General features: G+C 43.5%; 10 protein-coding genes and 1 pseudogene. All 11 read left to right on the forward strand.

From position 1 onward, the window contains the following. Positions 1-6: 6 nt before the first annotated feature. Positions 7-696, forward strand: a complete 690-nt coding sequence (locus tag ACQKNS_RS11150; RefSeq protein WP_427642877.1) for a response regulator — start codon at positions 7-9, stop codon at positions 694-696. 131 nt (positions 697-827) lie between these two features. Continuing rightward, positions 828-1,707 (forward strand): annotated as a pseudogene (locus tag ACQKNS_RS11155) (helix-turn-helix transcriptional regulator). Between the two features lie 248 nt (positions 1,708-1,955). Continuing rightward, positions 1,956-3,248 (forward strand): CitMHS family transporter, encoded by a 1,293-nt coding sequence (locus ACQKNS_RS11160; protein ID WP_427642879.1) that lies wholly within the window; start codon positions 1,956-1,958, stop codon positions 3,246-3,248. 201 nt (positions 3,249-3,449) lie between these two features. Further along, complete coding sequence (locus ACQKNS_RS11165) at positions 3,450-5,393, forward strand: PTS mannitol transporter subunit IICBA (protein ID WP_427642880.1); 1,944 nt, start codon at positions 3,450-3,452, stop codon at positions 5,391-5,393. Between the two features lie 86 nt (positions 5,394-5,479). Then, positions 5,480-7,570: a BglG family transcription antiterminator gene (locus tag ACQKNS_RS11170; protein WP_427642882.1), complete on the forward strand. Its 2,091-nt coding sequence runs from the start codon at positions 5,480-5,482 to the stop codon at positions 7,568-7,570. A 5-nt stretch (positions 7,571-7,575) separates the two neighbouring features. Next, entirely contained in the window at positions 7,576-8,718 is a 1,143-nt protein-coding gene (locus tag ACQKNS_RS11175; protein WP_427642884.1) for a mannitol-1-phosphate 5-dehydrogenase, read from the forward strand. Between the two features lie 494 nt (positions 8,719-9,212). Then, positions 9,213-10,742, forward strand: coding sequence for a nickel ABC transporter substrate-binding protein (gene nikA, locus ACQKNS_RS11180; RefSeq protein WP_427642886.1), 1,530 nt, complete (start codon positions 9,213-9,215; stop codon positions 10,740-10,742). Next, entirely contained in the window at positions 10,743-11,696 is a 954-nt protein-coding gene (gene nikB / locus ACQKNS_RS11185; protein ID WP_427642888.1) for a nickel ABC transporter permease, read from the forward strand. Further along, positions 11,687-12,526: a nickel transporter permease gene (gene nikC / locus ACQKNS_RS11190; protein WP_427642889.1), complete on the forward strand. Its 840-nt coding sequence runs from the start codon at positions 11,687-11,689 to the stop codon at positions 12,524-12,526. The genes nikB and nikC overlap by 10 nt, the downstream gene beginning before the upstream one ends. Then, positions 12,523-13,320, forward strand: coding sequence for an ABC transporter ATP-binding protein (locus tag ACQKNS_RS11195; RefSeq protein ID WP_427642891.1), 798 nt, complete (start codon positions 12,523-12,525; stop codon positions 13,318-13,320). Before nikC ends, ACQKNS_RS11195 begins: the two co-directional genes overlap by 4 nt. Beyond that, entirely contained in the window at positions 13,317-14,081 is a 765-nt protein-coding gene (locus ACQKNS_RS11200) for an ABC transporter ATP-binding protein (protein ID WP_427642893.1), read from the forward strand. The genes ACQKNS_RS11195 and ACQKNS_RS11200 overlap by 4 nt, the downstream gene beginning before the upstream one ends. Positions 14,082-14,086: the final 5 nt, after the last annotated feature.

Below are 14,086 nucleotides of genomic sequence, written 5' to 3' on the forward strand. Positions count from 1 at the left end.
GAAAGTATGCTGAAGATAAGAGCAGTCATCGCAGAAGATGATTTTCGTGTAGCGGATATCCATGAAAAATTTTTAAAAAACTTTGATGAAATAGAAGTGGTCGGAAAAGCTGTGAATGCCAAAAAAACGCTTCGGATTTTGGAGCAAAAAAACCCGGATTTGCTTTTGCTTGATGTTTATATGCCGGATCAACTTGGTACAGACCTCCTTCCGGACATACGGAAAAAGTTCCCGAATGTGGATATCATCATGATTACCGCGGCAACGGATAAAGACCAACTTGAAAAGGCGCTACACTATGGTGTAGAGAATTATTTAATTAAACCAGTGGAAATGAAGCGTTTCAACCAAGTTATCGAAGAATATCTGAAGAAAGTCAATCTGATGAAATCCAAACAAGAGATCGATCAGGATTTTGTTGATCTCATTTTGAAAAAGGGATCTGCGGTTCCGGAAACGAACGATGGGCCGGACTTACCGAAAGGGGTCGACGAAATCACTTTGGCTAAAGTGATCGAGGTACTTAAAGCAAGCGAGATCGGTTTATCGGCAGAGCAAGTTAGCGGACAGATCGGCGCTTCCAGGACAACCGCGAGACGCTATCTGGAATATTTGATATCCGTTAAGAAGTGTAAAGCGGAAGTCGTTTACGGGGTAGTGGGAAGACCTGAGCGAAGATATTATAAAACTCAATAGCATTAAGTATGAAACACCTTCAAGATTGGGGGTGTTTTTTTATGCATCAAGGATTGAACGTTTCAAAAAAAGCAATATATGTCAAAAAACGTTATTTTATTCTGTTATCTTATTCTTAAGGAGGTTCGGAAATGAGATACAGTCCCATCATCCAAAAAACGATTGAATATATAGAGAATAGCTTACAAGAGGAATTGTCCTTGGAGAACATCGCACAATTCGCAGGTTTTTCGAAATTTCATTATCATCGTATTTTTCAAAAGGAGGTTGGCGTGACCGTATCAGAATATATTCGATATCGAAGGATCGCCAATGCAGCTAACATGCTGCTTTATACAGATGAAAAAATAATCGACATTGCTTTTTATTACCGCTTTGAAACACAAGAATCCTTTACTCGTTCATTTAAGAAATATTATGAACTGCCGCCAGGGCAATATCGGAAACTCGTAAGTAAATTAACCTTGCAAAGGGAGGAAATGACGATGAAAAACGAACAATTATTAAAAGGATGGAATGTAAGCGGGAGTCATCCATTCAATTATAAAATGGGAATTGACCGGGAAACATTCCATAAAGGCCAGGCATCAGGTTTCCTGAAATCCGTCACTGCGGAATCCAAAGAGGAATTTGCAACGATGATGCAACAGTTCAAGGCGGAAAATTATCTTGGTAAAAGAATGAAGCTTTCGGGTTTTATAAAATAAAAAGATGTTGATGGATTTTGTGGTTTATGGATGAGGGTGGATAATGCCCTTCATGATGTTTTGCAATTCGACAATATGGGGAATCGGCCTATCGTTAACGATACGGAATGGAACCATTATTTTTGTCTTGGATGTACCAGAAAACAGTGCCATCATTTCATTCGGGGTCCTTCTATCAGGGCGTGGCCAAGTATGGATCGATCAACTGGAATTCGAGGAAGTCAGGAAAGCCATACCAACGACCAATATAGATTTTGGCTGTGACCTTTTGGATGGGCCGGCAAATCTATCTTTTGAAGAATAAATGCGAAGTAGCATGCCTTTGCCAGCAATGAAGATATAGTCGAAGTTTTCTTAATAATTGCAATCATGTCCTTAATGAACCCGCCATTCAACCCGCGGAGTGGCGCGGTTCAGCCTCGAAAAATCGCTTCCGTGAACACAATGAACAAAATTAACAAAATAGTTTTAAAACACAATAAATTGAGAACGCTTACAAATGAAGCGGTTTCATATACAATTTACCTTATTAGAAGATAAGGAGTGATTGATATGCTCGCTTTATTAGGATACTTGATGATAGTAACGTTTATGATATTAATTATGACAGGGCGACTTTCAGCCATGATAGCTTTGATTGCAGTGCCAAGTGCCTTTGCACTTATTGGCGGGTTTGGCGGTAAAATGGGTGAGATGGCGCTGGAAGGGATCAAAGATGTTGCGCCGACGGGAATCATGATTTTATTTGCGATCCTTTTCTTTGGCATTTTGATCGATGCTGGCGTTTTTGATCCGATCATCAATACGATACTTAAGGTTGTAAAAGGAGATCCAGTGAAAATTGCCATCGGCACGGCAGTCCTGGCTTTGCTGATTTCCTTGGATGGAGATGGTACAACCACATATATGATAACGATTTCAGCCATGCTTCCGCTATATAAACGGATTGGTATGAGGCCGCTCGTATTGGCGGGTATTGCCGTTTCTTCATCTGGAGTCATGAACCTTCTTCCTTGGGGAGGTCCTACAGCACGGGTGATGACCGCTTTAAAACTTGAAATGTCCGATGTTTTCACCCCTGTCATCCCAGCGATGATCGGCGGAGTCCTATTCGTCCTTTTCATGGCATATTGCCTGGGTAAAAAAGAAAGAAAAAGAATCGGGATCATAGAAGTCGATTATCGTGCTATGGCACAGCAAGCGGCTGCAACGGAAGATGCTTATCTTAAGCGTCCAAAATTGATAATATTCAATTACGCATTGACTCTTACATTGCTTGTGGCGCTGATCATGGAACTTATGCCTTCAGCGGTTCTGTTCATGATAGGTTTTGCCATTGCCATTACGGTTAATTATCCGAAACTCAGTGATCAAAAAGAGCGTGTGGCAAACTATGCGGACAATGCTTTATCTGTAATTTCGATGATTTTTGCAGCAGGTGTCTTCACTGGAATCCTTGCAGGTACGGAAATGGTAGATGCCATGGCAAACTCTTTGATTCAGCATATTCCTGATCAAATGGGCGCGCATTTTGCTGTCATCACAGCCATCATCTCAGCACCTTTTACGTTCTTCATGTCTAATGATGCATTTTATTATGGTGTGCTCCCATTGCTTGCTAAAGCGGGAGCTGCATATGGAATTGATCCTGCCATGATCGGCAGAGCTTCGCTATTAGGGTTGCCTGTCCATCTATTAAGCCCGCTTGTTCCATCTACCTATCTATTGGTTGGAATGGTAGGGGAAGATTTCGGTGCATTGCAGCGCACCTTCCTGAAATGGGCATGCGGATCGACGCTTGTCATGATAGTCGTATGTATCCTATTGGGAATCATCCCACTATAAAGCCCTAAAGAGTCCCGTTCGCCAAGATGCGAACGGGACTCTTTTCTGTCTGCATCAAGCGCTGAATAAATCTGGAAAAGTGAGAAACATTATGTTTGTCTTCGCTTTCGCGACAAAGTTAGCTTTTGCTTTTATTGAATGCGGAAGGTACGTACCTTAAGATTAAAGGAAACTATATCAATATGAAGGGAAGAGAGCAAAATGGCTCACTTTAATATAAAAGTTGCAGTTCAAAAGTTCGGAAACTTTCTAAGTTCAATGGTCATGCCGAATATATCAGCTTTCATAGCATGGGGGCTAATCACTGCCCTATTCATCCCATCTGGTTTCCTGCCAAATGAAAGCCTTGCCAAAATGGTTACACCGATGGTTACGTTTTTACTGCCGCTTTTAATTGGGTATACGGGTGGTAAGCTAATCCATGACCACCGTGGCGGCGTAGTCGGTGCCATTGCAACAATGGGTGTCATCGTCGGATCAGATATCCCGATGTTCCTTGGCGCCATGATAATGGGACCGTTCGGCGGATATGTCATCAAGAAATTCGATCAATTGATTGAAGGGAAAATAAAAGCCGGTTTTGAAATGCTAGTTAATAATTTCTCAGCGGGGATAATTGGAGGCTTATTGTCCATTCTATCCTTCATGGCCATAGGGCCTGCTGTAGACGTATTTACAGGCTGGCTAGTAGCTGGAGTCGATTGGCTTGTCGGTACAGGTTTACTGCCGTTGACAAGTATCCTGATCGAGCCTGCCAAGGTATTGTTCTTGAACAATGCCATCAATCATGGTGTACTATCACCAATCGGTGTAGAGCAAGTTAAACAAACAGGGGCTTCAATCCTGTTCCTTCTGGAATCGAATCCTGGACCGGGTATCGGCGTATTGCTTGCCTATTGCATTTTTGGAAAGGGAACGGCGAAGAAATCGGCTCCAGGAGCTGCCATCATTCATTTCTTCGGCGGGATCCATGAAATTTATTTCCCTTATATCTTAATGAAGCCGATGTTATTCTTAGCCGTCATTCTTGGAGGCATGAGTGGAGTTTTCACATTGGTCCTGCTTGGCGGGGGATTGTTCGCTCCTGCTTCTCCAGGCAGCATACTTGCCATTACGGCAGTAACTCCGCATAATGCGGGCGCATATATTGCTAACTTTGCAGGCGTGATCGTAGCCGCCCTTGTTTCATTCATCGTCGGTGCATTCATCCTGAAAACAGGAAAGCAATCTGAAGAGAATATTGAAGATGCCGCGAAAAAAATGCAAGAAATGAAAGGCAAGAAAAGCTCTGTTGCCGATGTATTCGCTTCAGATCCTGGAACGATGCCAACAAACGTCAGCAAAATAATATTTGCCTGCGATGCTGGAATGGGTTCAAGTGCTATGGGAGCTTCGCTGCTTCGCAAGAAGGTGAAGGAAGCCGGATTGAATATCACCGTGACCAATACGGCGATCTCGAACATCCCTGCTGATGCACAAATCGTCATAACACAGGAAGAGTTAACTCCAAGGGCACAGAATAAAGTGCCGAATGCTTATCATGTATCCGTCGATAATTTCCTATCGAGCCCTGAATACGATTCATTGCTTGCACGGCTTCAGGATGATGGCACAGATGAGCTTCATGAAATCGTCGAAGATGCGGAAGAGAAGGTTCCCGGCGTTCGTGAACATTCAATCGAGCCTGGCATCAACGAGGAAGAGCAGGATGATAATGAATTGCTCCGCGAAGAAAACGTCTTCCTTAATCAACAATTCGCAAATAAGGAAGAAGCGATCCGCTTTGCGGGAAGAGCTTTGGTCAATGCAGGTTACGTTAAGGAAAGCTATATTGAAGCAATGATTGCCCGTGATGAATTGACTTCAACCTATATGGGGAATGATGTAGCCATTCCGCACGGAACCGAGGAAGCTAAGAAAGATGTCCTTAAATCCGGATTTACCGTCTTACAAATCCCTGATGGTGTCGACTTTGACGGCCAAAAGGCAAGATTGATATTCGGCATTGCCGGCAAGGACGGGACACATCTTGAAATACTATCTGGCATTGCAGTTACCTGCTCCGAGATGGAGAATATCGAAAAGATGGTTAAAGCCACAACTGCCAGGGAATTGATGGATATAATAAATGTCGGAAATAATTAAATACACTTAACCATGAATAGAAAAGCGTTTTACGCTTTTCTATTCAGTATTTTCTCGTGTTACTCCACCAGAAATGAGTTGGTAGCATGTATATAACTTCAAGGGAAAAATCAATCATAGAATTGATCATAAAAACTTCTGGAAAACATACAGCCTTATCCATTGCGACACAATTGAATGTTAGTGTCCGGACTGTTCAACGTGATCTGAAGTCCATAGAAAAAATCCTGCAATCATTCGGGTTGCATTTAACACGCAATACACATGAGGGGCTGACCATCGACGGGAAGAATGAACAAGTCTTTCGGCTTGTGCAGCACCTGATGGGCAATCATCCAATCGATCAAACGCCACAAGAAAGAAAGTTGCATCTCCTTTTAGCATTACTGCAGGAAGAATCATATAAAACTCAAGTTCTTGCGGGGGATCTCGGTATAAGCATTACGACTCTTACAACCTATTTGGACGAACTGACTGAATGGTTAAAGAATTTTAATATCGTGATTACGAGAAAAAGGGGGGTCGGAATAGAGCTTGCTGGCACTGAAGAAAATAAACGGAAAGCCCAGGCTGCCTATTTCCTGCACTTTTTTAATGAAGAGCTGATTGAAAGTTTATTTTTGTTGCAAGAAGGAAAATTCCCGGAAGCGAAAATCCTCGACTATTTCGATCCCGAATATCTTCTGGCTATCGATGGGGTGCTGTTTTCCACTTTTAACAGTGTCCATTCTCGATTGGCGGATAGCGGGTATATAGGGTTAATTGTACATATTTATATAACCCTGCAAAGGAATGAAAGCCAATTTTTTTTGGAGAAGGACTTCAAGAAAATAAGCGAACTTTCCGATGAGAATAATCTCATGAATAAAATAGGCAAGGAACTCGGCACCATGCTGGAAGTTTCTTTTACCATCGATGATATAAGCTATCTGGCAGCCATTCTTAAAGGTTCCAAGCTTCATGCGGCTGATGCCGTTCCATATGACAGTGTATTGCTTGGCCAACTGATAAGAAACCTGATAAAAGATGTTTCGGCACAGCTGCAAATCGATTTGACCAAGGATTTCCCATTGTATCAAGGGCTCCTTGCCCATATGGAACCATCGCTTTTCCGGATCAAACAGGAAATGGGATTGTACAACCCCTTAACCGAAGATATTAAACGAAAGTATCCGGTTCTCTTTTTGGCAGTAAAGGCCAGTCTGGAAAAGGGATTCAAAGAAATAAAAGAATTTCCTGAAGATGAAATAGCCTTCATCGTCCTGCATTTCGGATCTGCATTAGTCCTGCGGGAGGAAGAAATATCAATAAGGGCACTCATCGTTTGCCCGACAGGTATCGGCACGTCGAAGATGCTTGCAAGCCGGATCAAAAAAGAAATCATCGAAATCGAGACTGTAGAAATCAAGACGATCAAAGACATCCAGCAGCAGGGCAGCCTGAAAAACTATGATGTGACCATTTCTACCGTCCGGCTTCCATATATCGATAGCGATTATATTCTTGTATCCCCTCTTTTGAGTGAAGAGAATATATTGAACATCAGGAATTATTTAAGGAAAAATATCGAAAACTTCACGAAGAATAAACGTTATGGCAGTCATTCAGCCAATAAGATTACCCCGGCCAAAAAAGAAGATGGCGAATTGAAAGAAGTGCTGCAGGAATTGAAAGATGCCCAGCAGAGCATCGAGTCGATCATGGATAATTTCCGGTTTTATCGGCTGCCGCATCTGAAAGGACATCCAGAAATCATCGAAGAAATGGTCAGGGTGGCTGAAAATGAATCACTGATAATGGGTGCGGATGATGTAATCGAATCCTTGAACGAACGGGAAAAAAAAGGTGGTTTAGGCATTCCGGGCACTGGAATGGGCCTTTTCCATACGAGACACAAGAATGTGAAGGAACTGATATTCCAGGTGGCCCACCTGGAGGAATATCGTTTGGTCAAAGGTATGGATGGAAAAGACGTCCATATGAAAAATTTACTGCTGATGCTGGCACCTGAAGAACTGAGTGTGAAGCAGCAGGAAATCGTCAGCTTAATAAGCTCAAGCTTAATTGAAAGCAATGAATCCATCATGATTTTTTCATCTTCGGACGAGGAAATGATTAACAGAAGGCTGGAAGCCATATTTTTGGACTATTTATATACTAACTTGATAAAGGGATGATTGTAATGAAACAAGCAGTACATTTCGGTGCAGGAAACATTGGAAGAGGATTTATCGGAGCACTCTTTTCACAATCTGGATATCATGTGACTTTTGTGGACATAGCCGATCAAATCATCGATCAATTAAATGATAAAAAGCAATATCAAGTCAAACTGGCTACTGATCAACAAGAATCCGTAACAATAGAAAATGTTTCGGGTTTAAACAGCTTAAAGCAGGAAGAGGAAATCATTAAAGCAATTTCCGAAGCAACCTACCTCACCACTGCTATCGGTCCCAATATTTTGCCCCATATCGCTCCTTTAATTGCAAAAGGATTGGCCTCAAGGGTGAAAGAAAACGAAGAAAAACTATATGTGATCGCTTGTGAAAACCAAATATCGGCAACAGACCTTTTAGAAGGCTACATTCTAGAAAACTTGGATCAAGACACAAAAGAAAAACTAGTTGATAAAGTATACTTCTTTAACTCAGCAGTCGATCGCATCGTTCCTATCCAAAATAACGAAGGATCACTCGATGTTTTGGTGGAACCTTATTATGAATGGGTCGTGGAAACGAATGAAAGCATTCCTGCCGTTGAAGGGATGACCATTGTAAAGGAACTCGCTCCATTCATTGAGAGAAAACTGTTCACCGTTAATACAGGACATGCCGTCATTGCTTACCTCGGTTATCTCAAAAATAAAAAATCGACGATTGACCAATCATTGGAGGACGCAGGCATTGTAGAGCAAGTCAAGAATACCCTAGGGGAAACGGGCGCCTACTTAATAAAGCAATACGGTTTGGATGCAGAAGAGCATCAGCAGTATATCGAAAAAATCATTAACCGATTTAAAAACTCCTACCTGAATGACTCGGTGAATAGAGTCGGCCGTTCACCGCTGCGCAAGCTTGGGCCAAACGACCGTCTCGTGCGCCCTGCCGTAGAAGCTAAAAAAGCAGGACTTTCCTATACTAATCTGGCGAAAGCGATAGCCGCCGCTTTACTCTTTGATTTTAACGAAGATGAAGAAGCCCTTAAACTGCAAACGATGATCAAAGAACACGGACTAGCTACCGCACTTAAGGAAGTTAGCGGATTGGACGAAAATAACGAAATAACCAAAGAGGTTATCAACCACTACAACAACTTGAAATAAAAGCCGAAGAACTCCTGAAATCTTTTTTCAGGAGTTTTTTCTTAATCATTATATATCAGATAAAACTAAAAAAACCTTGTAAACAGTAATCATTACGTTTTATAATGGAAGCCAGTCAAGACAAGAGGGCTTTTATTAAAGTATAAATCGTAATCATTTTGATTTGTTTGGAAGGAGCTTTTTTATGAGATAAAGTTTTATAAAATGCGTGCAGTAAATCAAGAGTTAGGTGCAATTTCTTAAACTGGGTGCCTTTGCACGGGATATAGAGCCGTTACTCAATGGTTTAGTGGTTCTGCTCGTGAGTTTAGAGCGTTTACTCGTAAATGAATATGTACTCCCGAGGAGCATTACATAGTTTGATTTCGGATAAGCACTAAGAAATGCGTGCGTTGCCTGGTTTGTCATGATAGTAAATCAAAGCTGTAATCTAAATCGTAATCAATACGATTTTTAGCGGCCGATAAAAATAGTTGTAATGGGGGAAATCTATCGTGTTCAGAAAATGTAAATCGATTTTTATTGTATGTTTATCTTTCTTTCTTTTGGCTGCTTGTTCCACCGAGTCTGCGAAAGATCAAGTGGGAGGGGAGAAGGACGTGAACTTGCTTTTTAATTTTGCGACTAGCTCGCTTGATCCGAATGTTGATACTAGTTATGTGTCACTAAGGGCTGGAATCACTGAGACGTTGGTGCATCTCAATGATGAGGATTTGAACATCGAACCTTGGCTGGCGAAAAGCTGGGATAGCAAAGATGGTCAACTATGGAATTTCAAGTTAAGGGAGGGTGTGACTTTTCAGAATGGAAAGCCGATGGATGGCATAGCTGTGAAGGCTTCCTTGGAGAGGGCGATGAAAGATAGTCCAGCAATCAAGAATGCTTTGCGCATTGAATCGATTGAAGCGGACGGGAATGCGCTGACCATTAAGACGGAGGTTCCCTTTCCTGAGTTTCCTTCTGAATTGGTTCATCCTAATACATCGATTATTGACGTGGAGGAAAGTGATTATATAAACAAGCCGATAGGAACAGGGCCATTTGCCGTTTCAAAATTCACACCTGGGACGGCTGTTGATTTAATACGGTATGAGTCTTACTGGGATGGAGCCGCAAAGCTTGAGAGAGCCAGGTTTTCGTTTAATGAAGATGCCAATGCACGGTCCCTTGCCCTTGAATCGGGAGACGCCGATATTGTTTTCCGCCCGGAAGTGGAAAGCCTGGAAAATTTAGAGGCGATAGATGGTGTGAAGGTTGAATCGACATCCACTTTCCGCGTACATCAAATGACGATGAATTTGGAACGTAAAGCACTGCAGGACATACACGTCCGAAAGGCGATAGATGCCTTGATCGACCGTTCTTCCATTGCTGATACGATTTTACATGGTCATGCAGAAGTGGCAACAGGGCCATTTCCGTCCACTTTCTCTTTTGCTCCCGACTATCCGAAAAAAAAGAATGGAATGGAAGCGGCCAAAGGGTTCCTTGATCAGGCGGGATATAAAAAAGTTAATGGTGTCATGCAAAAAGACGGCAAACCTTTAACGTTTACACTTCTTACATACAGTTCACGTGCCGATCTGCCGTTAATTGCCCAAGTTTTCCAATCGGATGCGGACCAGTTGGGGATTGATGTGAAAATCAAGCAAATAGAAATCCCTGAAGAGTATATGGCTGCCAATCGCGATTGGGATGTAACGACCTACAGCAATTTAACGGCTCCGCGCGGGGATGCCGGCTATTATTTAAATGCTACCTATCATCCAAAGGGAGCCTTGAACTTCAGTGGGGCCGATGATGATCACCTGACGTCCCTGATTGATAGGCTGAACGTAACGGTCGAGCAGGAGAAGCGCTCGGATTTAGCAGAGGATATTGCGATGTATGTGGATGAACAAGTATATAATTCTTTCATTTTACATCCGAATACACTTGTTGCTTATGATGCCGATAGAGTTAAACACTGGATCACTTCGAGAAGCGAGTACTACATGCTGACGAATGAATTGGATGTGAAGTGAATGTTCCGCATTATGATCCGGCGATTCATTGAGGTCGTGATTTTTGTCCTTGTGATTACATTCATCTCTTTCCTTTTTGTTCGGCTTGCTCCAGGGGACCCGGTCCTCTCGATACTTCAAGTGGATGATGTGTCGATCACAAACGAGCAAGTCAATGAACTTCGTGAAGAATTGGGGTTCAATGATCCGCTGTTAGTGCAATATGCCGATTGGTTTGCGGACTTTATCCAATTGGATTTCGGTAATTCCTATCTGACGAATCAGCCTGTGATGGAGATGATCATGAGCGGACTGCCTGCAACACTTGAGCTTGCGGTTGGCGCATTGCTTGTGATGCTTGGTATAGCCATTCCATTAGGTTCGCTTGCTGCCTTGTACAGGGGAAGCTGGATTGATCAGATTAGCCGCGCCGTTTCTTTGTTGGGCGCAGCCATTCCTAGCTTTTGGCTGGGGCTGCTCTTGATGGATTTATTTGCGGTACGGTGGGGGGCCCTTCCAACAATGGGCAGGGACGGATTTCGTTCTTTGATTCTGCCGTCAGTCACGTTGGGGCTGGCCATCACAAGTGTGTACGTCCGTTTGCTGCGTTCGAGTTTGATAGACTCCCTCAGTCATGATTTCATCAGGGCTGCCCGATCAAGGGGGATTTCAGAAATGCGGATATTCTTTGCCCATGCTTTTCGTTATAGCCTGCCCCCGGTCATTACCGTATTCGGTGTCAGCCTTGGCAGCCTGATCGGCGGTGTAGTGGTGATCGAAGTGATTTTTGCCTATCCAGGCATAGGGAAGATGGTCGTGGACTCGATTCGGTCACGGGATTATCCCGTCATCCAAGGGTACCTGCTGGTCATGTCCATCATTGTATTCATGGTTAATAGTGCTGTGGATTTATCTTATCGCTATTTAAATCCGGAGCTAAGATTGAAGGAAAGGAAGCATGGAAAATGGAGTTAGTTATCAAAAGAAAATCCAAAAGGCGCTGGGGAATGACCATCCTTTTTACGGTGATGGCTACAGTCCTTGCCGCTGCGGCTTACACCTTTCTTATCCTGAAACACGATCCATCACTGGTCAATCTGGAAGAAAGGCTATTGCCGGCGAGCTTGGAACATCCGTTAGGGACGGATCATCTAGGGCGTGATGTATCGACACGCCTTCTGCTTGGCGCAAAGCTGACGGTTGGCTACGGTCTCTTATCGCTATTTGCCGCTGTTATCATCGGAGTCCCGTTCGGGGTGATTGCCGGTTTTAAAGGAGGTCTGATCGATCGGATCTTCATGCGCATTGCAGACGCATTTCTCGCATTCCCTGATACGATCGTTGCCATTGTGCTTAGCGGCTTATTGGGACCGGGAATCGAAAATCTCCTGTTGGCGATCGTTCTAGTGAAATGGGTGAATTATGCCCGGCTTGTGCGAAGTACGGTGATCACCGAACACCGGAAGGATTATGTCACAGCTGCTAAAATCAATGGATTACGTCCACTTGGAATTATGCGGAAGCATTTGTTTCCGCACATTATCGGGAACGTGCTTGTATTGGCTAGCCTTGATTTAGGAAAAATCATTTTGCTCATATCTTCCTTATCCTATATCGGGCTCGGGGCACAGCCGCCGGCACCAGAGTGGGGAGCCATGCTGAATGATGCCCGTCCATACTTTCAATCCAATATGTTGCTGATGATTTACCCAGGGCTCGCCATCGCATTTGTCGTCCTTCTATCCAACATACTCGGTGATTATTTGCGCGATGCATTCGATGTGAAAAAGGAGGTGGAATCATGAGCATCTTATCCGTGAGGCAGCTAAATATCATGGGAAAGCAAAATCATATCGTCAAGGATCTTTCAGTAGATGTGCAGGAAGGTGAGTGGTTCGCAATTGTCGGACAAAGCGGGAGCGGCAAAAGCATGACGGCCATGGCCATATGTCAGCTGCTTGCGCCCAATCTCCAAGCGAAGGGGGAAATATGGTACGGGGAAAAGAATCTTTTAACGCTATCTTCCTCTGAAATCAGGAAGATTCGCGGAAAGTGCCTGGCTTATATTTTTCAAGATTACCAGGGATCATTCACACCGTTCCTAACTATCGGGCAACATTTCGACGAATATCAACGAACACATTTGAACCTTTCCAAAAAGGCAAGGAGGCAGCAAGCGGTCAAGGCGCTCATATCGGTGGGGCTAAATGAAGACATCTACGGCAGATATCCTTTTCAATTAAGCGGTGGACAGCTTCAGCGAGTATCCATTTCGATAGCCCTGCTGCTTGAACCGGATATATTGATAGCGGATGAACCGACCACAGCCTTGGACAGTGTATCTTCCTTTAAGGTCTTGCAGCTGTTATCAAAACTCCAAAAAGAAACCGGGTGTGCGGTCTTGTTCATTACTCATGATTTACGTCATGTCAGGAAGTATGCGGATCGCATTGCGGTCATGAGAGACGGGGCCATCATTGAGACCGGTGATAAAAATCAGGTATTGAATCATCCGCAGCATGCTTATACGAAAAAACTGATTCAATCATCGCCATCATTGAGCAGAATTCCATTTAAGCTTGAAGGGGTGTCAGGATGACTTTATTAGAAGTGCGAAATGTCCATAAAAGCTATGGTAACGGAGTGGAAATACTAAGGAACGTGAATTTCAGCATCGAAAGGAAGGAATGTCTCGGGTTAGTGGGAGAGAGCGGCTGCGGAAAAAGCACACTGGCAAGACTCATCCTCCAGATTGAATCTTTTGATAAGGGCAGCATCCTATTTGAAGGAACCGCGCTGCAAAACAAAAGCGAATGCAGTTTGAAACGGTATCGCAAGAACATCCAGGCCGTTTTGCAAAATCCTGCATCGGCTTTGAATCCAAAACTAAGGATAAAAGATTCACTGATGGATCCCTATCTTCAATTTGGCAGCCAGGTCAATCTGAAACATTTCACATATACAAGTGAAGCCAACTTTATTGGACAACTGCTGGAAACCGTGGAGCTTCCAAAGAGTTTTGCTGAACGTTACCCGCATGAGCTAAGCGGAGGACAAAAGCAGCGGGTTACGATTGCGCGCGCGATCAGCATTGAACCGGCACTCATCATATTAGATGAACCGGCTTCAAGCCTGGACGTTCTGTCACAAGCGGCGGTGCTGAAATTGTTAGGCGGGCTGCGGGAGACTTTGGACATTTCCTACCTTTTCATTTCTCATGATCTGTCGGCTGTACAGGAGTTGAGCCAAAGGATCATGGTGATGAAAGGGGGTGTTATTGTGGATTCTTTCGATAACGAACAGCTTTTTTGCAGCGATCGCCATTCATACACAAAAGAACTGATTTCGATGTTTGAATAATGAGG

Source organism: Peribacillus sp. NPDC094092, from assembly GCF_050279365.1.
In the GTDB taxonomy this organism is placed as follows: domain Bacteria; phylum Bacillota; class Bacilli; order Bacillales; family DSM-1321; genus Peribacillus.

Bases quoted from the DNA above. Each gene is read 5' to 3' on its own strand.
- nikC (WP_427642889.1), top strand. From the start codon at position 11,687: ATGGAGTTAGTTATCAAAAGAAAATCCAAAAGGCGCTGGGGAATGACC.
- ACQKNS_RS11170 (WP_427642882.1), top strand. From the start codon at position 5,480: ATGTATATAACTTCAAGGGAAAAATCAATCATAGAATTGATCATAAAA.
- nikB (WP_427642888.1), top strand. From the start codon at position 10,743: ATGTTCCGCATTATGATCCGGCGATTCATTGAGGTCGTGATTTTTGTC.
- ACQKNS_RS11165 (WP_427642880.1), top strand. From the start codon at position 3,450: ATGGCTCACTTTAATATAAAAGTTGCAGTTCAAAAGTTCGGAAACTTT.
- ACQKNS_RS11160 (WP_427642879.1), top strand. From the start codon at position 1,956: ATGCTCGCTTTATTAGGATACTTGATGATAGTAACGTTTATGATATTA.
- ACQKNS_RS11200 (WP_427642893.1), top strand. From the start codon at position 13,317: ATGACTTTATTAGAAGTGCGAAATGTCCATAAAAGCTATGGTAACGGA.
- ACQKNS_RS11150 (WP_427642877.1), top strand. From the start codon at position 7: ATGCTGAAGATAAGAGCAGTCATCGCAGAAGATGATTTTCGTGTAGCG.
- ACQKNS_RS11195 (WP_427642891.1), top strand. From the start codon at position 12,523: ATGAGCATCTTATCCGTGAGGCAGCTAAATATCATGGGAAAGCAAAAT.
- ACQKNS_RS11175 (WP_427642884.1), top strand. From the start codon at position 7,576: ATGAAACAAGCAGTACATTTCGGTGCAGGAAACATTGGAAGAGGATTT.